The organism is Enterococcus eurekensis (assembly GCF_042654605.1).
GTDB lineage: Bacteria > Bacillota > Bacilli > Lactobacillales > Enterococcaceae > Enterococcus_I > Enterococcus_I eurekensis.
Genome location: NZ_JBHSGT010000061.1, coordinates 1 through 22,662 on the forward strand (window position 1 = coordinate 1; position 22,662 = coordinate 22,662).

The following is a 22,662-nucleotide window of genomic DNA, read 5'->3' on the forward strand; positions in this document are numbered from 1 at the left end:
GGCTCCGCCCCCTCTTTTCTAATATCAAAAAAATCGATAGAGAAACAATTTTCTCTACCGATTCTGACGATTATTTTTACTCATTTTGGGTCCATCAACACTATTTGACGTACAACCTATTTTTCTTATTTAACAGCGCCGTCAGAAACGCCTTTAATAATTTGTTTTTGCATGAAGAAGTAAAAAATGATTACCGGTAAAATGGCAATCACTAATCCAGCTAACGCTAAATGCCATTGTTTGGTATATTGTCCAAAGAAAAAGAACATTTTCAATGGAATGGTTTGTGTCGTTGGTGAGTTAATAACTAACGATGGTAATAGGTAGTCATTCCAAATCCACATTGTATTTAATACCGCCACCGTTACTGTCGTTGGTTTTAACATCGGGAAAATAACTCTCCAGAACAATTGCCAACGATTGGCGCCATCAATAATTGCTGCTTCATCAAGTGCTCGAGGAATCGATTTCATGGCTCCATGGTATAAGAAGATTGACATACTTCCGCCAAAGCCAAGGTACATAAAAATGATACCGACTTGATTTAGCATTTGTGCTTTACCAAAAATGGTAATTAACGGAATCATCACCGATTGGAAAGGTACAAGCATCGCAGCAACAAATGTCATAAAAATAACAATACTCAATTTTGATTTCACACGCTCAAGTGCATAAGCTGCCATTGCCGAGAAAACAATAATAATCACAACTGAAACGACTGTAATGATTAATGAATTGGCTAATGTTTTCATAAAATCTAATTGAGCGAATGCTTCCGGATAATTTTCTAACGTAAAATTTTGCGGAATTTTTAGCGGATTGGTAAAAATCTCTTGTTTGGTTTTAAAAGAGTTGGTTAGCATTAAGTAAAAAGGAATCAACCATACTAGACCTAATGCTAGCCCAAGAAAGGCTTTTCCTATCTGTTTTGATCCTTGTTTCATTATGCTTCAACCTCTTTTCGTTTTGTGACATAAACTTGTGTTAGGGAAATGATTGCCACACATAAGAAGAAAATGACTGCTTTTCCTTGTGCATAGCCCATTTTATTTTCCACAAAAGCCGTATTGTAGATATTCATCGAAATCATTTGCGTTGACTTATAAGGTCCACCATTTGTTAAAGACAAGTTTTGATCGTACAGTTTAAAAGCGTTAGACAACGTCATAAACAAACTAACGGTAAATCCTGGCATGATTAACGGGAATTTAACAAACCAAAATTTTTGGAAATCAGTAGCACCGTCTAAATCAGAAGCTTCCAATAATGATTCATCGACCCCTTGTAAATAAGAGATGTAAATAACCATGACATAACCTGACATTTGCCAACACATAACGATAACCATTGCCCAAAAACCAGTTTCAGTTGTCGAAAGCCATGTTTTTAATCCAGGTGAATTAAAAATTTCACTTAAAGCAGAAAAAGCATTGATAAAAATAAATTGCCAAATGAAACCTAGGATAAGCCCACCAATTAAGTTCGGCATGAAAAAGATTGTACGTAATAAGTTTGCCCCTTTAAACTTATTGGTAACTAACAGTGCCAAACCTAATCCAATGACGTTAATTAAAACAATTGTCACTGCTGAAAACTTGACTGTAAACCACATTGCTGACCAGAATTCTTGGTCTTGCATCAATTTAATATAATTGCTCATACCGACAAATATCTCTTTTGAAACGCCATTCCATTCTGTGAATGAATAATAAATTCCATAGAAAAATGGAAGTATCACGACTAAAATGAGCGCAATTACTACTGGCGCGGAAAACATATAGAACCACGTTTTCTTTTGATGTGTCATCAAAATCCCCCCTGCTTATCTTTTAAAAGAAGAAGAGAAAGCGAAAAGCTCTCTCTTACTTCCGCATGTATTATTTTCTTTCTTCAGCCCATTTGTCTTTAGCTGATTGCATTGCTTCTTCCCATGTTGCATCTTTTGCTACATATTTTTGGATTTCAGCACCTAAAGTTTGCTCTCCCCAACCTGCAGGATAGCCCATGAATACCCAACCAGTTGTTTTGCCTTCTGTATAGTATGTGTATACATCTTTAGATAATGGATCAGAAATTTTATCTGTATCGTAGCCTTTGTATGCAGGAACGAATTTGAATTCTTCTAAAACAATTTGTTTACCTTCTTCTGAAGTGTATAAGTAATCTAAGAAATCTTTTGAAGCTTGGATTTCTTCTTCAGAACCATTTGGATTTACGCCCCAATACATTGGCACGCCAACTGGGATTGTTCCTTCCGTTACGCCATCAATTGGAATTGGTAAAATACCGATGTTTTCAGCTAACTCTGGATTAATATCTGCAATTGTTGGATATACCCAGTTTCCTTGTTGTGTCATCGCAACTTTTCCATTTGAGAATAATTGTTCAATTTGTTGTGAGTAGTCTAAACTATTCGTTGGTTGCACAGAGTATTCGTTACTAATATCAATATATTTCTTGAATTGATCGCTGTATTTGAATTCAACTGTTTTTGATTCAAATGCTTTCATCACGTCATTATCAAACTCAGCATTTAAGAACGCATTACCTGAATGAAGTCCTGTAATCCATAATTCTTTAGCTGCTAAAGCAAATGGTGCCTCTAAACCTAATTCTTCCTTCTTACTATCTAAAGTTTTTGCTGCATTTTCTAAATCTGTTAATGTTTTAATTGCTGTTGCATCAATGCCTGCTTTTTCAAAAATTTCTTTATTATAGATGACACCATATCCTTCGATGTTATATGGTAATCCTAAAACTTTTCCATCTTTCGTTGCGCCAGTTAATGTACCTTCTAATGCTTCACCAGCAGCTTTTGTATCACTTAAATCAATTAAGTTTTCTTGCCACATATTAACATCTTCTGGTCCACCAATATTATAAATATCTGGTTCATTACCTGATAAGAATTTAGATTTTAAAGCTGCACCGTAGTCAGAACCACCACCAACGGTTTCAATGTTGATTTTAACACCTTCATTGGCTTCTTCATATTTTTTTGCTAACGCTTCAAATTGATCTTTAAACTCGACTTTAAATTGGAAAATATCAATTTCAACTGCCCCTGCTTCTGAACCACTGTCTGGCGTTTTACCTCCGTCACCTTGCTCGGCTGCATTGCCACAAGCTGCCAATGTTAAAAGTAAGCCTGCTGTTAAAAATCCTGTTCCCCATTTTTTCATTCGTTTATTTATCATTTTAAAGCCCCCTTTTCTTTGATAAGTCTATTATACAACCGATTGCGGTAAAAAGCAAGCGATTTCAATATAAATTTTTAAGTTTTATATTTTATATCTATAAAGGATATTTTTTAAAATACATTTAAATTCCTTATTTACTGTATTCCCTCTTCAACGCAACCGGTTCCACAAATAATCAAATAACAATCACTTAATCGAATAATTTCAGGAAGATTAAGCGATTGTATTATTTAAAAATAACGTTAATCAAAAAGTCTCATCTTTTTGATTAACGTTCATTATTTTGAGCCCATTTTCACTTAAAACAACATCCGAAAAATAAATCCAAGGTGTTGAAGCTCCTATCTGATATTCTATATAAATTGCTTAAATCAGTTATTTTCATTGTTTATGGGTAGAAATAAATCATCATCGCCACATAAACAAAGTATAAGAATAACGCCCCAAAAAATAGCCACGATAAAATCGTTACAGTCTTAACACTAAAATTTATATTACTAAATACATATGATAAAAATGAATTCCTTGTTGCCTTGTTCGTTAATTCAATTGCATTCAAGGCTGGAATTTTTTCATGTAGTTCAAGGAATGCCTCGCCGTCTTTTTCCGTTAAAATCTCGGTGAATATCCGATTTCCGGCTTGAAAATCTAACGTGTAGTGAATGCTCTCTTCTTTTTCAAAACGTCCGATCGAGCGCCATTCACGATAGCTTGTTTGACTCTTTTTAAATTTAATTTTTTTTATCGTATTATAATCGTAAGTATAAAATAAATTTTTTTCAATAAACTCAAGCACGACCATGAAGTACATTTTTTTGTTCGTAAAAACGAGTAAACGATGCCCTCTTAACTCATGAAATGTATTCAAATAATCCCGCCCTCTAGGGGTTGTGACTTGCATCATTCCTGCCCAGCCCATCGTACCAGATGTGGAATTTTCTTCATTACTAAACGCCAAGTAACCGGCAATCGCTTCATTTTCCTCAAAATTTTGACTGAGTTCTTCCATTATTTCTTGAAGAATTACGTACATTTTTGTTCGTAAAAATAACTGCTTCTTCTCGTTGGACGTCAAATCTTCTTTTGGCATTTGTTTTTCATTTGGTTTGTTTAAATCGGATATGCTTTGTTTAAAAATATTCCGAATCGTCATGCGTTTTTCCTCCTTTCAATAGATGTTCCCTAAGTTTCTTTTTCCCACGCGACAAGCGATTATAAATGATTTCTGTCGTTAAATTTAAATTTTCAGCAATTTGTTTTGGCTCTTCATTATAATAATAGTAACTAAGGAAAATTATTTGATCTTCTTCTTTGAGTTCATCAATTAATGTCATAAAGTTTTCTTGCTCAAATGCTGTGTTTTCTTCAGCAGCTAATTCTGCCTGTTTTTCTTCTAATGGTATTAGGTGCTGGTGTTTAATATCTTTTTTCTTGTAGTCTAAAGCCGTTCGTTTAGCAATAACACTAATCCACGTATGAAAGCTACTTTTCTCCGCCGAATAATACTGAGCATTTTTCCATATTTTATAAAAGGTTTCATTGGCGACATCATCAACCAGCGCTTTATCTTCTGGGCGATTGAGAATTTGATGAATCGCCGAAATAATATTAAAACTAAAATGTTCAATTAGTAATTCCAAGCCAATGAAGTCTTTTGCTTTTAAGCGTTCAATAATTTCATTTACTTGATCTTCCATCACAGCACCCCCTTCTAATACTATATACGATTGCATCTCGTGGAATCTATCCAAAAAAGAATTTTTATGTTTTAATTTTAAAAAGATGGACTTTTTTTACACTAAACTTTTATAATCAATGCAAGGAGGGATACACCTGCCAAACATCAAAAAACAAGAAGGTTTCAAAGATCAGCGTTACATTGCCTTACCATCGACGAATTTACCTTTGTACTTAAACCACCCGCTTGTCCAACATACGTATATTACTGAGTTGGGATTTTATCCCTCTGCCAAATATCATTTTTGTGAACGCTTTGAAGGTAGTAATGAAACGATTCTAATTTACTGTTTAGATGGCGAAGGTACGATTGAATTTCCCAATCAGCAAATTACACATCTCGCACGCGGAAATTTTATTTGTATTCCTAAACAAACCTTTCACCGCTATTATGCAAAAGAAGAAAATCCATGGTCCATTATTTGGATTCATTTTAATACGACACAAGCGATTCATTTTCCAATTGACGAATTAAAATTAATGGACTTTTCTTCACCTGAAAAAAATTATTTATTGCAAAGTCATCTGATTGATTTATTCCAAATTGCCGAAAAGAATTACTCGATTGGCAATATGATTTGTCTTTCTCAGTTGCTTTTACTGATTTTAACTGAAGCTTATTTACTTGAAGACGGTGCCTCTTATGATAAAAAAAATCAGTATTTAACGCGTTGTATTCACTATATGAATGAGCATCTGGACGAGGAAATTTCACTCGAATCTTTCGCCGATTATTTAAAAATTTCACCCAGTTACTTGAATCATATCTTCCAACAATATACTGAGAAATCACCGATTCAATTTTTCATCCAACTGAAGATGGAACAAGTAGCTAAGTATTTAGAACTAACCGATTTAAAAATTTACGAAATCGCCCGTAAAGTCAGTTATAGTGATCCTTATTATTTTTCACGAATTTTCAAACGCACGATGGGTCTTTCTCCCAAAAATTATCGCCAACAACATTACTTGAAAAACGTCTTTATCGAAAAATAAGACCATCAACTCCCCCGATAATTGGGTGATTTGATGGTCTTATTGCTTTTATTTTGTTTCTAAATCATGTAAGAATAGGCCACTTAATAGTTTTGGCTCAAACCAAGTCGATTTTGGTGGCATAATTTGCCCCGCATCAGCGACAGCTAATAAGTCGCTCATTTGTGTTGGATACATCGCAAATGCTAAGTTCCAATCATCTGTTGCAATCATTTTTTCAAGCTCTTTTGAACCACGAATACCACCTACGAAGTCAATACGTTTATCACTACGGATATCCATGATATTAAAAATCGCTTCAAAAACATGTTTTTGTAAATAAGAAACATCTAAACTTTCAACGATATCAGATGAAATTTTATCATCTGGAATCGTCAACGTATACCATTGATTATCCAAATACATTTGGATTTCACGTGGATTTTCTGATGTGTTTTTTGTTGTTTTTTCGATTTCAAATTGTTGCGCTAAAATGTCTAAAAAGTTTTCTGGTACTGGAACATTTAAAACACGGTTATACTCTAAAATAGCTAATTCATCCGCTGGGAATAAAATCGATAAGAAATAGTCACTTTCTGGACTATTCGTTTGATTTTCACGCTTTTCAACGCCAACTTTAACCGCTGACTCGCTACGGTGGTGACCATCAGCGATATATAAAGCATCGACACCTTCAAATAGATTACTTAGATGCTCTGTTGTTTTTTCATCATCAATTAACCAAACTTGATGTGAAACATCATGATAACTCGTAAAATCATACAAAGTTCCATGCGTCCGTTTCCAGTTTTCAACAATTTCTTGGATTTCAGCTTGATTTTTGTATGTTAAAAAGATGGGACTTGTGTTGGCATCACAAGCTTTCATGTGATTAATTCGATCAATTTCCTTTTCATAACGGGTAAATTCGTGTTTTTTGATTTTACCTGCCATGTAATCATCAATTGATGTACAAGCTACGATTCCTGTTTGACTACGACCATTCATCGTTAGTTGATATAAATAAAAGTTTGGATGATTGTCTTTGACTAACCAACCTTTATCTAAAAAATCAGCTAAGTTGTCGCCCGCTTTTTGGTAGACGGCTTCATCATATTGTGACATTGTTTCTGGCATATCAATTTCGGCCTTATCAATATGGAAATAACTATACGGATTATTTTGAGCCAATTCTTTTGCTTCTTGAGAATTCACCACATCATATGGCAATTCAGCGATTTTAGCTGCTAACTCTGATTTAGGGCGGATCCCCTTAAACGCTTTGACTAAGACCATTCGTTAAAAACCTCCGAATTTTTAATTGTTCGTACACGAATTAAGTTCTCTTTTTGTTCCAAGTGGCGTTTCACTCGTTGCATTTTCAAGTCATCTGTTTCACTAACATCAACGAGCGTATAGGCATAATCGCCACGCCCGCGATTAACCATATTATCAATGTTAATTCCCAGTGAGGCAATTTCAGTTGAAATACGCCCTAGAACATTTGGCTTGTTGTAATGAACAATTGTTAAACGATACGGTGAATGAAATTCCATTTCAACAGTTGGGAAGTTGACGGAACGTTTAATCGCGCCTGTTTCTAAAAAGCGTTTCAATGTACGTGCTGCCATTTTAGCACAGTTTACTTCCGCTTCCTCAGTTGAAGCTCCTAAATGTGGTAAAACTAAAATTTTAGGGTTATTTAATAACTTCGCATCCGCAAAATCAGTGGTAAATCCAGCTAACTCATCGGCTTCAATCGCTTTTAAAACCGCTTGAGTATCTACAATTTCTCCACGAGAAAAGTTAAATAATTTGGCAGTTGTTTTCATCATCGCAATTTCTTTTTCGCTAATCATGTTATTTGTTGCATCATTCAATGGCACGTGAACTGTGATGAAATCACACGTACGGAAAACTTCTTCAATTTGTTGCGCACGCTTCACTCGACGAGAAATAGTCCAAGCAGTATCCACAGAAACATATGGATCATATCCCATCACTTCCATGCCTAAACGGTAAGCATCATTTGCAATCATCGCACCAATTGAACCTAAGCCAATTACGCCAAGACGTTTGCCTTCCAGTTCCGTACCGGCAAATTGTTTTTTATTTGCTTCCGCAATTTCTTCTAAATTATCGCCTTCTAATTGTTGAACCCAGTTTGCCCCTTGTAAAATTGGACGCACACTTAATAATAAACTTGCAACAACCAATTCTTTCACAGCATTGGCATTGGCACCAGGCGTATTAAACACAACAACGCCTTTTTTTGTTAAATCTTCAACTGGGATATTATTAGTACCGGCTCCTGCACGAGCAACTCCTAAAACACTCTCTGGAAAGGCATAGTCATGCAGCTTTTGACTACGTAATAAAATACCATGAGGCTCTTGATTTTCTTCATTGATGCCATAATTTTCGCTTTCGAAACGATTCAAACCCTCAGTCGCAATCGCATTAAATGTTTTAATTTGGAACATTTACTTTACCGCCTTTTCTTCTTCAAATTTTTTCATTAAATTAACTAATGCTAAGACGCCCTCTTTAGGAAAAGCATTGTATAAGCTCGCACGCATACCACCAACACTACGGTGACCTTTTAAGTTTTGCATATTGGCTTCAACTGCCAATTTATTGAACTCTTTATCCCATTCTTCATTACCTGTGACAAAAGGAATATTATTAATTGAGCGATCTTCTTTAGCAATTGGACTTGAAAAAATGGCTGATGAATCAATCGCATCGTAAATTAATTGGGCTTTTTCTTGATTGGCCTTTAAAATTGCTGGAACGCCACCTAAATCTTCTAACCATTCAAAAACTAATTTGGCAATATAAATGCCATACGTTGCAGGAGTGTTATACATTGATTTATTATCGGTTTGGACACGGTAATCAAGCATTGGCGCAAAAACCGGCTCGTCATTTAATAAATCGTCACGAATAATCACGACCGTCACACCTGAAGGGCCAATATTTTTTTGTGCACCTGCATAAATCATACCAAAATCGGTTACTTTATAGTCATTTGATAGAATATTTGAGGACATATCGGCAATAATCGGAACCGCTCCCACATCTGGAATCTCTTGAAAGGCAATGCCCCCAATGGTTTCATTGGTTGTAATATGTAAATAAGCCGCGTCTTGATCGACCATCTCTTTTGTTATTTTTGGTACATATGTGTAGTTTTTATCTGCACTTGAAGCAATTACTTCGACTTCCACACCAGGTACACTTTGTGCCGCTTCAATCGCTTTTTTCGCCCAAGTACCCGTATTCACGTATAATGCTTTTTTACCCACGGCTAAATTCAACGGTAACATCGAAAATTGTAGACTCGCGCCCCCTTGTAAAAATAAAACGTGGTAATTTTCAGGAATCCCCATTAGTTTTCTTAATCGAGCTTCTGCTTCATTAATAATGCTTTCGTACAAGGAGGAACGATGACTCATTTCCATTACGGACAACTGGCTCCCGTTATAATCCAAAAATTCTTTTTGAGCTTTTTCCAATACTGGTTTCGGTAAAATTGCGGGACCTGCTGAAAAGTTGTAAACTGTCATGTTGCATTCTCTCCTTTTATAAGTTGTATCGCTAATTATAGCAAAGTTTCAGCTTTTTACAAACTAAAAACAATCATTTTTGTCTTAAAAAGGAATAACGTTCGTGTTATTTTATTCGTTGAAGGGTTTTCATTGTGAATATTCGGTTATTGATTGTAAAAAGCAAATAACAAAAAAATTCTGAATTTTTTTAATATAATCACAATTTTCTTATCGCACGTATTTTGGGGCTGATTTTTCGACAAATGCATTTTTGTTCAATCACGGATAATCCACCAATGATTCATCAAAATATTATAGGAAAAACCGAACTCATCGGCCAAATTTGGGATCCCTCATCAGTCAGATACATAGACAAGGCTCTTTTCACTTCGCATCGTTTGATTCGAATAACTGAGTGCTTCCTTTTTTCGTCCTAAAAATAAGCGATAAAAAAACACTTTTGAATCGCTAACCAAGCTCTTTTGTTAAAGATGTTTTTCACAAAGTTTTTTGATAGAAAAAAAATGACGCCCGATAAAATGAAAGTACCATTTTTTCGGACGCTATTTTTTTATTTCTCATGTCATAACGCTCTAAGAAATAACCTCTTGATAAACGGTATTGAATAAGCTGGGATTCGGTAATAAGCTAAAATCTTCCAAAAGTAAAAAACACTTTTGAAAAGATTTCTTGCTTATTACTCATCCCAAAACGCTTATTAAATAACCTCTTGTTAAACGGTATTGAATAAGCTGGGATTCGGTAATAAGCTAAAATCTTCCAAAAGTAAAAAACACTTTTGAAAAGATTTCTTGCTTATTACTCATCCCAAAACGCTTATTAAATAGCCTCTTGATAAACGGTATAAAAAAATCAGTGACTCGGAAATAAGCCAATCTGGAAAAAATGAAAGTGCCATTTTATTTCCAGATGCGTGCTTATTTCTCATCACTGAACAATTTTTTTATGCCTCTTGTTTAAACATTTCATCGATTAGGGCTAGGACTGTGCGGACTTCTTCGTTTTTAACGATTGGTTCTGCGCCTTCACGGATAACTTCGTAAACGTTTTGGTAGAATGGAATGAAGTCTGCTTCTGAAGATGGTAATGGAATATTTTCCATTGCTTCTTCAGATGGTGGTGCCATTGTTTTGGTTAAACCAACGCCGGCTTGGATTGGTGTCGGTGCACTCACGCCTTCTGCATTGGTTGCACGAATCATTTCACCTGATAAATCCCAATCTTCAATTTTCGCTGTTCCTTCTATTCCTTTAACGTACCAACGAGGTAATTTCGTATAGTTACTTGTTCCAACTTCGACAATCGCGCGAACGCCATTTTCAAAAGTGATGTAAGTGAAGAATCCATCGTCAACTGGATCACCTAAAATATAGCTGAAATCAACATTCATTGATTTAATTGGGCTTTCAACTAACCACAATAATTGGTCAAGTAAATGAACACCCCAGTCTAAAAGCATTCCGCCACCGTGTTCTTTAAGGTGACGCCAGTCTCCTGGAATACCATTGGCACCTTGAACGCGTGATTCAATTTGGAACACTTCACCGATTGGTTTTTGTTGGTACATGTTGCGGACCATTAGGAAATCTGGATCCCAACGACGGTTTTGGTGAACCATGAATGTTTTTCCTGTTTCTTTTGCAACAGCTAAAATTTCATCGAGTTCTTCAACGTTCATCGCAACTGGTTTTTCACATAAAACATGTTTACCAGCACGCATGGCTGTAATTGCTAACTCTTTATGACTATCATTTGGTGTTGCAATTAAAATCCCTTCAACTACTTCATCATTTAGAATGGCTTCAAAATTATCATATGTTTCAAAACCTTCTGATTTGGCTGCTTCTAAACGAGCGCCATCAATATCATAAACACCTGTAATGTTTAAACGTTCTGCTTGTGTTGGAATTAAAGTACGTGCATGGTATGAACCCATGCCACCGTATCCGACAATTGCGAAATTTACTTTTTGCATCGTTTATTCCTCACTTTATTTTATTAAGCCCACCACATGTCCGTTGGTTGGTCTTTAATCATAATACTCTTCAAGTTTGTTACTGCGCGAGTTAATCCCTCGTCAACAGACATCAATGGATCTTCATGTTCAATACTTAAAACGTAATCGTAACCATATAAACGTAATGCTGAAATGATATCTGACCATTCTTTTAAGTCATGTCCACATCCAACTGAACGGAATGTCCAAGCACGTGTTTGAACATCACCATATGGTTGCATATCCGTTAAGCCATACATGTTAATGTTGTCTTGATCTAAATACGTGTCTTTGGCATGGAAATGATGGATCGCATTTTCTTTTCCAAGAATTTTAACTGCCGCAACTGGATCAATTCCTTGCCACCACAAGTGACTTGGATCTAAGTTACAGCCAATTGCTTTACCTGCAGCATCGCGTAATTTCAACATAGTGTATGGTGTGTGTGCTAAGAAGCCACCATGTAATTCAATACCAATTTTCACACCTGCAGCTTCTGCTTCTGTATTAATTCCTTTCCAATAAGGAATTAATTTTTTCTCCCATTGGTAATCGTAGTTATCTGCATATTCTGTTGGCCATGGCAATACTGGCCAGTTAACTTGCGTGTCTGTAGCATTTCCGCCAGAAACACCTGAGAAGCCATTAACAACCGGTACGTTCATTAAGCTTGCTAACTTAATTGTTTTACGAATCGTTTCGTCTGATTCTTGTGCTTCTTTAGCAACTGGTGAAATGGGGTTATTGTGGCAACTAAATGCTGAAATTTCTAAACCTTTATCAGCTAATTTCGCTAAATATTCTTTACGAGCATCGCTGCTAACTAATAATTTTTCAACATCAATATGTGCATTACCTGGGTTTCCACCTGTTCCTAATTCAACCGTTTGAATCCCTTTTTTTGAAACGGCATCAATCATTTCTTCAAAACTTAATTGGTTAAATAATGGGGTAAATACGCCTAATTTCATACTAATTAAATCTCCTCTCTTGGTTGGGCATGTCCGTAACTTGGATAAGTATTCTCAGTTGGTGCACACCAACGAATACCATTTTTAATCACACGTTGAACTTGCTCATTGTAATAACTTGGGTACGTTTCATGTCCGGGTTGGAAATAGAAAACCTTTCCGTTTCCACGACGGTACGTACAACCACTACGGAAGACTTCTCCTCCTGGGAACCAACTAATCATCACTAACTCATCTGGAGCTGGGATATCAAAGTGTTCGCCATACATTTCTTCTTGTTCTAATTCGATAAATTCACCGACACCTTCAACGATTGGATGGCTTGGGTTGACATTCCAAATTCGGCAATGTTTACCGTCTTCACGCCATTTTAAGTCACAACTTGTGCCCATTAATTTTTTGAAAATTTTTGAGAAATGGCCTGAGTGTAAGACGATTAATCCCATACCTTCTAAGACACGCTGGTGAACACGATTAACGATTTCATCTTGAACTTCATCGTGTGCCATGTGGCCCCACCAAATCAGAACGTCGGTTTCAGCTAATACTTCTTCGGTTAATCCGTGCTCTTCTTCGTCTAATGTTGCGGTTTTTACCTTGAACTCTTCTCCGATAAATTTTGCTAATTGTCCATGAATCCCATCTGGATATACTTCTTGAACGGTTTCGTTTGTTTTTTCATGACGAAATTCATTCCACACGGTTACTTGAATCATTTATGACACTCCTTCAATAATTTGAGCTAAAGCGAGGTAATCTTCTTTGACTGCTTCCATCGGTGTCAATGCTTGGAACGCTTCTTGTTCCACAATCAACCATGGTAAATCAAAGGCTTGCGCTTTTTTCACGTAATCAACAATTGGTAAAATTCCTTTGCCGATTTCTGTACTTTCTCTTGGGTTTTCTTGCATTTCTTTAACGTGGAATAATCCAATGTTAGCTTGATGTTGATCCACCCACTCATTCACTGGTAATTCCGCATCATGTAGCCAATATAAATCAACTTCCAATTTTAAAGCCGGAACTTCTTTGACCATGTAATCTAGTAGGTCAACACCCTCGACTTCTTTAAATTCATGCGAATGGTTATGGTAATAAAGGGTCATTCCTTCCGCTTGTAGCTTTTCACTTAAGACTTTTAATTCAGAAATGAATTGTTTCCAAGCAGAAAAGTCACCTGGAAATGTCATATAAGGAACTGCGACACGAGTATTGCCAATCACTTTTTCGTAAGCAATGGTCACTTCGTAATCGTTCGCTAATTTCTCATAAGGCACATGTGAACCTGCGACTTCTAAGCCGATTTCATCTAAATAGGCTTTTAATTCTTCAGCTGGCATGTCATAGTAGCCGGCGAATTCAACACCGGCATACCCTGCTTCCTTGACTTCTTTTAACGCATTTTTGAAATCTTTTTGACAATCTTCTTTAACGCTCCATAATTGTAAGGCAATTTTTGGATTCATATTTTGCCTCCTAAAAAAAGACAGGGGCATTTGTTTTAGAAGATTCGTAAATTGCTTCTAAAATCTCAGTAACAACAAGCGCTTGCTCTGGTTTTACAACTGGCTCTGTATCATTTAAGATTGCGTCAATCCATGAGCGTGCTTCTAAAGTTGCTGGATCGGTACCCGCACCATCGTAGAAAGCTACACCGCCTGTTTCTAATTCAATTTTCTTCTCATATAATAAGCCATGAGATTCACCGTTAATCGTTAAGCCATCATTCATATCAGCTCCACCTTTAGTTCCGAATAACGTTGTTTTTGATTCTTTCACATCAAGTGAGTTTAACGCCCAGCTTGCTTCTAAGTAAACTGTTGCGCCATTTTCCATCACTACGAAACCAAATGCAGAATCTTCAACCGTGAATTTCTCTGGATCCCATGGTCCCCAAGCATTTGCGGCATTTTTAGTTTGTGATAGTTCATGGTATGTTTTTCCAACAACATATTTTGGTTTGTAGTTGTCCATCATCCATAAAGTTAAATCTAATGCGTGAGTACCGATATCGATTAGTGGTCCGCCACCTTGTGCTTCTTCGTCTAAGAATACGCCCCAAGTTGGTACCGCACGACGACGAACAGCATGTGCTTTTGCTGAATAAATTTCACCTAATTCACCTTCGTCACAAACTTCATGTAAGTAAATGGATTCTGTTGCGAAACGTCCTTGATAACCAATCGTTAATTTTTTACCTGTGCGTTTTGATGCTTCAATCATTGCACGTGCTTCTTCTGATGTTTTAGCCATTGGTTTTTCACACATAACGTGATTACCAGCTTCTAATGACGCAATTGAAATTTCAGCATGAGAAATATTTGGAGTACATACGTGAACAACATCTAAGTCCATTTCAGCTAACATTTCTTTGTAATCAGCAAACACTTTACTATCTTCTGTTCCGTATGTTTCTTGAACTTCTTCCGCTCTTTCAATGATAATGTCACAAAAAGCAACGATTTCTACTTCTTCAATTTTTGCAAGCGAAGGTAAATGTTTTCCTCTCGCGATTCCGCCACATCCGATAATTCCAACTTTTAATGTCATTTGTTTTCCTCCTGAAAGCCTTTTTATTTGATAACCCTATTATAAGTAAAGGCTTCCATTAATTCTTCCCACCTTCCACCTATAAAATTCCCGAATATTGCTTTCCAGCATTTTTGTGCAATGTGCCGAAACAATAAAAAATAAAATATAATCAGTTATTTAATTTTCGTCTTCTAATTAATAACTCCTTTAATTTTTCATTTTTTATCCGATTGTATAATTGTATTAGTTTGTACTGATAATTATTTAGACTAACAGAAAGGAGTTAAAAGAATTGTTTATTTTTAATTAAATAAACACCTCTATAATAATTATCTATACAAAATATTAAATAACAATCATTAAAGGAGAGAGAAATGAAAACCAGTATGAAACGATTTTTTACAAGTTTATCGATTGTGACTTTACTTGCACCTATTTTTTTAGCTAGTGTCGAAGTTTTTGCTGAAGACCTTTCAACAAAAAAATCTTCTGAAGTCATTACAGAAACAATGCCTGAAATTGTACCCCCAGTAAATGAACCGATACTGGAAAATGAGATTCCAGATGAACCGATGGCTTCCACTAATGAGGGTACTCCCGAAACCTCAGTGACTGAATCGAGTACAGACTCTTGGACCCCTGAGAATACAACTGACGGATTTCCTCAAGGTTCAACTGCGCCTTCTAGTACCGATGAAGGCATTCCAGAGAACTCGAATACTGAACCGAGTACAATGGACCAAACAGATGATGGCACCACTGACTCATCAAATAACCCTGAAGACACGTCTCCAACCGACGTTCCACCTGTGACAGAATCAACAGAAGAAACTTCGACACCCGAAGACTCATCTGACAATGAATGGACAGGCGGGATTGGATTAGATGATTTGGAGATTAATCAAACGATTAAAGAGACCTTTACTGTAAATGCTGCTGATATCGTAAAAAACAACCAAAATGAGAACTATGTTTTAAAAACTAAAGACGGAAAAATTAGTATTAAACTTGATTTGAACTATTACACCAATTCTTGGTCTGGTTTTGATAAAAAAGAGAATTTCTTATCTGGCTATGCACATGGAGCAGTTTCTCTAACGGATGATTCTTATGGTAAACTTTACTCGTTTAGTGACTATTCTCCCGGTTTTATTGAAGTTTATGATTTCAAATCTTCTTCTGTTCAAGCTTTTTATCTGAAAGATAAAAAAGGACTAGTTAACGAGTATCTTATAAGACTTGAACTTGAGAATCATGAACCCACATTGGAAGATACGTTTGAGATGTCAGAGACAAACTCTGGGAAGCCTTTCTCCACTAAAGACGGACTTGTAACAATTACTCCTGACTACGAACAATTTAATTGGAAACTGCAAACAAATAAGGACGATTGGGAAATCTTAAACTATGAACCTTATTCTATTTCTAAAGCTTATGAAAAAAGAACATACCATATCTCAATTTATTCAGAAGAATCACAACAAGTAAAAAGTTATGCAATCCCTGTTGAACGAGTTATTTCTGAAGATACCATCATCGAACATAAGGTAGATATTAAACTTTCTCAGAATAATCAATTTCGCTTTGAAAATGAGTTTTATCAAGAATATCCCGATATTTTCTCTGGTTTATCCATCACTGCCTATTTTAATGGTTGGGACTACATTATTGAATTAAATCAAAAAAACGAGTACTATCTAGAATCTTTATATTACGACAATATAAAAACAGATGCACAATATACCAGTTACTTTGAACAAAGCACTTGGACCGATGGATTCTACGATGATGAGTCGAACTGGGTTGAACCCGTTGAGACAAAAACAAAATTGAAATTAAATATTTCGATTGATAACACAACTGAAATCGATGAATCAAAAGAAAAAATCTTCACATTTAATCTCGATCATAATCAATTAATTATGAATTCAAAAGAGGATAAACCTTATGAAGTTTCTCTAAACTATGGTGGTCCATCCAATCATTCAGAAACCTTCCGTATTGCCTATCTAAACACTACTGACTTTAATGATAACAATGATTACAATTATAAAGGCGAGTACGTTGAGGTTTCTGAAGATAAATCTTATGTTAATCTTTTGCGCGAAGAAATTCTTGGAACTGTAGAATCTTCTACAAATTATGGAAACAAGATTATTTTCAATATCAACAATGCACCAACTTTAGAAGAATCTACTCTCAATATTGATGTTTCTCGTAAAAATGACTCGGATAATCCAATTGAGATTTCACCAGAATCAGATGACAATTTAATTTTCTCTGCTTACCATGATGGTTACGATTCTTATTATTTAAATTATGAATATGATTACGATGGCATTCACTATTATGAATTACTCGATGATTGGGAATATTCTGTTCACGAAGACACTGGTACACTTACCAAAACACTTTATAAACGTAAAGATTACGGCGGAAAAATCGTTGCCATCTATCACGTTCAATTTAATTTAGAGAAGATTGAATATCAATTACAAGAACCAATTGAACTCTTTATCCCTAAAAAATTAGGATTCAATCGCGTTTATGCGGAGACTCCTGACGGTCAAGCTGTTCTAGCAGGAGAATATTTCTTAGGTGAGAGTTACGATGGTTCTGCCTATTCTAGCTTCACAGTAGAGGCACTCCTTACTAAAAAAGGATTAGAAAATAATACCAACATTAATTTTGATTATTATCATTTTACCCCAGGTGAAGAACCGTTACCGACAGAAGAAAAATTCTTGTATACGGTGACTTCTGATGGAGAATATAAGAAATACCCTGTTATTATCACACCCGATGTCAACGCACCTGAGCCTACGATACATGAATACCATACTTTTGATATTCAAGTAACCGCACAAGAGCTCTCCCATGTATCAGAAGATGGTATTCCTGGAAAAGTTCTAGAACTTAAATACTCAGAATACGAATCGATTTGGGCTAAAGTTCACTTAGATAAAGAAACAGGGGAACCTGTCTTATTTGCATCTGGTTTCTTACCTCCATTGGAAAAAATTAGCGAATACCAATATACGACAAAAGACTATCTATATATCTTCAACTTAACGATTACTGATTGGAAAGTTGAAGAAGTTCTTCCGAAAAAGATTACTCTATCAGACAAGAAAGTGACGATTTCTGCTGGTGAAACCGCAACAATCAAAGCGACAATCACACCTGAAAATGCCACAAATAAATCCATCGCTTGGACAAGTAAAGAAGAGAAAATTGCCACCGTTACAAATGGTGTGATTACTGGTCTAAAAGCAGGTAAAACAACGATTACAGCTGAAACGGTTAATGGACTGAAAAAATCTGTTGAAGTTACGGTTGAGAAAGCACCTGAAAAACCAGTCGATCGTGAAGAACTGCCTGATTCGTCCGGTACTGGCGTCAGTGTTTCTGCTCCCAAAGGTGTTCTACCAAAAGGTGCCGAGCTAAAAGTTGAACCAATTAAAGAAAACAATAACGTTCACGAAAAACTTGATGAATTAACTGATGGGAAATTCATGCTTTTCGATATTAAATTACACAACACAGAAGCTGGACAAAATGTTCAACCAAATGGGACCGTTCAAGTGAAAGTACCGATTCCTACTGGATTTGATCCTAGCAAAATTAGAATGTACCGTTTTGATTCGTTAACTGGTAAACGTACAGCTCTAAATGGTTGGGTTGACGGGGCCTATTACGTCTTCGAAACCGATCAGTTCTCTTATTACGCATTAGTTGAAGAAGAGCCAACTGTTTCAAAAGAAGCTCTTAACGAACTGATTACAAAAGCAAAGGATTTACAAGGAGAAAATTACACAGTTGAGTCTTGGAAGACGTTAACGGAAAAACTTCGTGTAGCCAATGCAATTGCTGGAAACGAATTAGCCTCTGATTCCGATGTAAAACAAGCGATTGCTGAGTTAAACACTGCAATCGATGCTTTAGTGCAAAAACCAGTAATAAATCCCGATGATGAAAATCATAACGAAAAAGAACCTGAAGAGGATAAAGAATCCAATAATAACAGCAACAATAGCAATACATCAAAACCAAATAAACCAAGTGACCCAGAAGCGAAACCTTCTGAAAAAACAGATACAACACCTGAAACTAAGAAAGATAACGCCCTACCACAACTAGGTAGTAGCGCTTCTGTCTTATTACCTGCTTTAGGTTTATTATTAATGGGATTGAGTAGTTTGATTTATTTCGGACGAAATCGATTAAATTAAAAAATAAATAAGCAAGAGCCGCATGATCATTAAGTCATGTGGCTCTTGCTATTTATTCTCTCAACAATTTAGGGGGAGTTAAGAAAAAGAATTAGTTTTTACGGTGTTTCATTAAATCGATCGCTACTGCGACTGCGATAATGATCCCTTTAATGACTTGTTGCCACATTGGGCTCACGGCGATAAATTGTAGACCATATTGGATAACGGTGAAGATTAATACACCGCTGACAATCCCACTGACTTTACCAACACCACCGCTTAAGGATACGCCTCCGACCACACAGGCCGCAATCGCATCGAGCTCGTAAACATTTCCATAGTTATTCGTCGCCCCAGGTGTACGAGCTGCTTCTAAAATTCCTGCAACTCCGTATAAAACAGAAGCTAAAACGAAAATACCCATGGTTGTTTTAAATACATTGACACCTGAAACAATCGCTGCTTCACGGTTTCCACCGATAGCGTAAACATTTTTTCCAAAGACTGTTTTATTTAAAATAAACCAGACTAATACGATAAATAAAATGGCAATTGGCACTAAGATTGAAATTCCTGGGAAATCACCAATCTCAAGTAATTTCTTTTGGCCTAAGAAAATAAAATCTTTACGAATCCCACCAATTGGTTGCGATTTATTTGGATCCATATCGAAGTAAAGTGAATTAGCACCGTAAACGATAACTGATACCGCTAAGGTCGCGATAAAGGGATGCATATCAAATTTTGCAACTAAGAAACCTTGACGAGTCCAAATAATGCCGTTGCAATAACCGCAGCAATAATCGGTAAAATTACTGGTAACATTGGTAGATCTGGGAAGAACGGTGTTAAAAGAGTAGCGTCAGCGGAGCTAAGTTGTCACCCGAATAAAATCAAAGAACGATTTTTTTCTGGTGCCTTCTTACCTCTTGACGCTGACCACTCTTTTTACAACCTCTAATTAAACGGTGTTGTCGAAGTAATGACTCGGTAATAAGCTAGAATCTGTCCAAAAGTAAAAAGCACTTTTGAAAGCTTCTTTGCTTATTACTCGTCATTTAACACTTCTCCTACAACCTCTAGTTAAACGGTGTTGTCGAAGTAATGACTCGGTAATAAGCTAGAATCTGTCCAAAAGTAAAAAGCACTTTTGAAAGCTTCTTTGCTTATTACTCGTCATTTAACACTTCTCCTACAACCTCTAGTTTTGTTTGGCTAGGTTTGTGATATATTCAAAGAATGCGTCGTGGTCAACGTCATGTACAAGATTGACTGGGCGTCCTTCTTTGTCTTCATATGTTTGGCCTTGACTAGCACCGTGTGCATGAACTTTTGAGAGAACGACGTCTTTTTTCACTAAAGAATCTTTTCCAAAAGTTGCTGCAGTTAATACATCCCATAAGAAATAGGTTGAATTCGTTTGGAAATGGACTAATGGCGGAACAATTGCATAGGCTTGACCTAAGAAATCAATGCCTTCGTCTTTTCTTTTTTCTGCCCACATTTGGCGAATGCTTGGTGTTAATGGTACTTTATTTGTACTTTCTAATGCCACTAAATCAATTTCAATTTTCGATTGCCAAACACGAGCAACAGCTTCTGGATCCCAAAAGGCATTCCATTCTGCCGTTCCATCATGCTCAGGTTCTTCTACGTTACCTTTTTCTAAGAATGTGCCACCCATCCAGTATAATTTTTGAATTTTTTCTTCGATACTTGGATCAACATCTAGCGCACGTGCTAAATCAGTTAACGGTCCAACGAAAACTAAATCAATTTTCTCTGTTTGATTTTTCAGTGTTTCCACTAAGTGAAGATGTGCTGGCAGTTCTGAAACAGGTGTATCAATTTTGCCACTTTCATTTAAAATAGGTAATGCATCGACTGTGAAAGCGTGCATGCGCCAGTCTTTTGGAAACGGATTTTGAGGACGTGAATTTGATGCTGAAACACTAATTTTTTGACCATGTCCAAACTTATCAATAATTTTTTGGCTTGCTAAAACAGCGGGCTCTAAATAACAATCAGCTGGAATCACACCGACACCAACCACTTCTACTTCTTTCATTTGTAACATTAAAAAGAGGGTCACTAAATCATCAACGCCACCGTCATGATTTAAATAAACTTTACGCATATCTTGTTTTCTCCTTAAATCGAATTATTTTAATGTATCTTTAACTGTAATTGTACCATCAATAATTGCTTGACGTGCAGTCTCAATTTTTGCTTTCACATCATCTGTTAATTGACCATCCGTTAAACCAACGCCTTCTTCTTCTAAACCATAAACAAGGTGTTCACCACCAGGAAATTCACCGTTATCAGCTTTTGTCGCTAAGTCTTTTACGGTTTCACCCACTTGTTTCAATGTTGAAGCTAATGTAAAGTTTAGCGTCTTGCCATCTTTCGTGTAGTTTCCTTCTTCCGTTTGATCGCGGTCAACACCGATCACCCAAACTTTTTCGTCTTGAACTTCATTTAATGATTTCGCTTCTTGGAATAAACCATTGCCTGTCGCTCCGGCTGCAGCGTAGATTACATCAATATCTTTGGCATACATCGCTTGAGCAATTGTGCGACCTTTATCTGGTGCGTCAAAAGCTCCGGCATATTGTGAAACGACTTCGATTTCTTTACCTAATTCTTTCGCTGCATCTTCCACTCCTTGACGGAAACCAGCATCAAAGACTTCAATTACTGCTACTTGTACGCCACCGATAAAACCGACTTTATCTGTTTTAGTTGTATAAGCCGCTGCTAGTCCAGCAAGGTAAGCTGCTTCTTCTGATTTAAAAGTTGCTGAAACAACATTATCTAAATCAGAAATGACTTCATCGACCATTACAAAGTTTACATCTGGATTTGCCTTTGCTTGTTCTTCCATTGAAGAAACTAATTTATAACCAATTCCGAAAATGGTGTCAAAACCTGCATTTAACGCTTGATCAATATTGGGAATATAATCGGATTCATTGGCTGATTGAAAATATTGGTAACCTTGATTGCCTTGTTCTACTTTATTCTCGTTTCCCCACTCAACCATCCCTTCCCAAGCAGATTGGTTAAACGAACGATCATCAACTCCATTAGTATCTGTAATAAAAGCCACTGTTTTAACATCGCTATTTACTTGTTCACTACCAGTTGTCTCATTTGAAGTTGTTCCTTTTGAGTCATCGGTCGTTCCTCCACAAGCAGATAATAAAACCGCACTCGCGATAAAGAATAATCCTAATTTGTTGATTTTCATGAATATTTTCCTCCCGTTTTAGTTGATCGTATAGTAATTAACTAAAATTTGAATTTTTAATTGATATTAAATCATTTTTACTTGCTAAACACGTACAATAAAAACGACCACTTGATGAATTATACTCAACAAAAAGTATTTGTAAAGATTTATGAGTAAATTTCACGAACTTTCATGAAAATATAATGTAAAAACCCATAATTTCCGAACAT

Annotated in this window: 18 protein-coding genes; 2 read left to right on the forward strand and 16 right to left on the reverse strand. The window is 36.2% G+C overall.

The features are described from left to right. Positions 1–125: 125 nt before the first annotated feature. From ACFO3L_RS09845 to ACFO3L_RS09865, 5 genes are all read right to left on the reverse strand, one after another. Positions 126–944 (reverse strand): carbohydrate ABC transporter permease, encoded by an 819-nt coding sequence (locus tag ACFO3L_RS09845; RefSeq protein WP_379966752.1) that lies wholly within the window; start codon positions 942–944, stop codon positions 126–128. After that, positions 944–1,807 carry a carbohydrate ABC transporter permease gene (locus tag ACFO3L_RS09850; RefSeq protein WP_379966755.1) on the reverse strand — a complete coding sequence of 288 codons (864 nt, stop codon included), beginning with the start codon at positions 1,805–1,807 and terminating at the stop codon, positions 944–946. Before ACFO3L_RS09850 ends, ACFO3L_RS09845 begins: the two co-directional genes overlap by 1 nt. Before the next feature lie 70 nt (positions 1,808–1,877). Further along, the gene (locus tag ACFO3L_RS09855) at positions 1,878–3,197 is read right to left on the reverse strand and encodes an ABC transporter substrate-binding protein (protein ID WP_379966758.1); all 1,320 of its coding nucleotides are present in this window, start codon (positions 3,195–3,197) and stop codon (positions 1,878–1,880) included. Positions 3,198–3,588: 391 nt separating this feature from the next. After that, positions 3,589–4,353 carry a hypothetical protein gene (locus ACFO3L_RS09860; protein ID WP_379966761.1) on the reverse strand — a complete coding sequence of 255 codons (765 nt, stop codon included), beginning with the start codon at positions 4,351–4,353 and terminating at the stop codon, positions 3,589–3,591. Then, complete coding sequence (locus tag ACFO3L_RS09865; RefSeq protein ID WP_379966764.1) at positions 4,331–4,897, reverse strand: sigma-70 family RNA polymerase sigma factor; 567 nt, start codon at positions 4,895–4,897, stop codon at positions 4,331–4,333. Before ACFO3L_RS09865 ends, ACFO3L_RS09860 begins: the two co-directional genes overlap by 23 nt. Before the next feature lie 118 nt (positions 4,898–5,015). On the opposite strand from ACFO3L_RS09865, the gene ACFO3L_RS09870 reads away from it, so the two are divergent. Continuing rightward, positions 5,016–5,933, forward strand: a complete 918-nt coding sequence (locus tag ACFO3L_RS09870) for an AraC family transcriptional regulator (protein WP_379966767.1) — start codon at positions 5,016–5,018, stop codon at positions 5,931–5,933. A gap of 48 nt (positions 5,934–5,981) precedes the next feature. On the opposite strand, the gene ACFO3L_RS09875 is transcribed toward ACFO3L_RS09870, so the two are convergent. From ACFO3L_RS09875 to ACFO3L_RS09910, 8 genes are all read right to left on the reverse strand, one after another. Beyond that, entirely contained in the window at positions 5,982–7,208 is a 1,227-nt protein-coding gene (locus tag ACFO3L_RS09875) for a DUF1015 domain-containing protein (protein ID WP_379966770.1), read from the reverse strand. After that, entirely contained in the window at positions 7,199–8,395 is a 1,197-nt protein-coding gene (locus tag ACFO3L_RS09880; RefSeq protein ID WP_379966773.1) for a 3-phosphoglycerate dehydrogenase family protein, read from the reverse strand. Before ACFO3L_RS09880 ends, ACFO3L_RS09875 begins: the two co-directional genes overlap by 10 nt. Next, the gene (serC, locus tag ACFO3L_RS09885) at positions 8,396–9,481 is read right to left on the reverse strand and encodes a 3-phosphoserine/phosphohydroxythreonine transaminase (protein WP_379966776.1); all 1,086 of its coding nucleotides are present in this window, start codon (positions 9,479–9,481) and stop codon (positions 8,396–8,398) included. 946 nt (positions 9,482–10,427) lie between these two features. Further along, positions 10,428–11,459 carry a Gfo/Idh/MocA family protein gene (locus ACFO3L_RS09890; RefSeq protein WP_379966779.1) on the reverse strand — a complete coding sequence of 344 codons (1,032 nt, stop codon included), beginning with the start codon at positions 11,457–11,459 and terminating at the stop codon, positions 10,428–10,430. A 23-nt stretch (positions 11,460–11,482) separates the two neighbouring features. Next, positions 11,483–12,451: a sugar phosphate isomerase/epimerase family protein gene (locus tag ACFO3L_RS09895; protein ID WP_379966782.1), complete on the reverse strand. Its 969-nt coding sequence runs from the start codon at positions 12,449–12,451 to the stop codon at positions 11,483–11,485. Positions 12,452–12,456: 5 nt separating this feature from the next. Continuing rightward, entirely contained in the window at positions 12,457–13,167 is a 711-nt protein-coding gene (locus ACFO3L_RS09900; protein WP_379966785.1) for a ThuA domain-containing protein, read from the reverse strand. Beyond that, positions 13,168–13,917, reverse strand: a complete 750-nt coding sequence (locus ACFO3L_RS09905; protein WP_379966788.1) for a sugar phosphate isomerase/epimerase family protein — start codon at positions 13,915–13,917, stop codon at positions 13,168–13,170. 10 nt (positions 13,918–13,927) lie between these two features. Beyond that, on the reverse strand, positions 13,928–15,001 hold the full coding sequence (locus tag ACFO3L_RS09910; RefSeq protein WP_379966791.1) for a Gfo/Idh/MocA family protein: 1,074 nt from the start codon (positions 14,999–15,001) through the stop codon (positions 13,928–13,930). A gap of 356 nt (positions 15,002–15,357) precedes the next feature. Here ACFO3L_RS09910 and ACFO3L_RS09915 point away from each other — a divergent pair, with 356 nt between their 5' ends. Next, the gene (locus tag ACFO3L_RS09915; RefSeq protein ID WP_379966794.1) at positions 15,358–19,215 is read left to right on the forward strand and encodes an Ig-like domain-containing protein; all 3,858 of its coding nucleotides are present in this window, start codon (positions 15,358–15,360) and stop codon (positions 19,213–19,215) included. Positions 19,216–19,306: 91 nt separating this feature from the next. Here ACFO3L_RS09915 and ACFO3L_RS09920 read toward each other — a convergent pair whose 3' ends face one another. The 3 genes from ACFO3L_RS09920 to ACFO3L_RS09930 form a co-directional block, all read right to left on the reverse strand. Beyond that, the gene (locus ACFO3L_RS09920; protein ID WP_379966901.1) at positions 19,307–19,975 is read right to left on the reverse strand and encodes an ABC transporter permease subunit; all 669 of its coding nucleotides are present in this window, start codon (positions 19,973–19,975) and stop codon (positions 19,307–19,309) included. 423 nt (positions 19,976–20,398) lie between these two features. Continuing rightward, entirely contained in the window at positions 20,399–21,334 is a 936-nt protein-coding gene (locus ACFO3L_RS09925; protein ID WP_379966797.1) for a nucleoside hydrolase, read from the reverse strand. Positions 21,335–21,358: 24 nt separating this feature from the next. Continuing rightward, entirely contained in the window at positions 21,359–22,450 is a 1,092-nt protein-coding gene (locus ACFO3L_RS09930) for a BMP family lipoprotein (protein WP_379966800.1), read from the reverse strand. Positions 22,451–22,662: the final 212 nt, after the last annotated feature.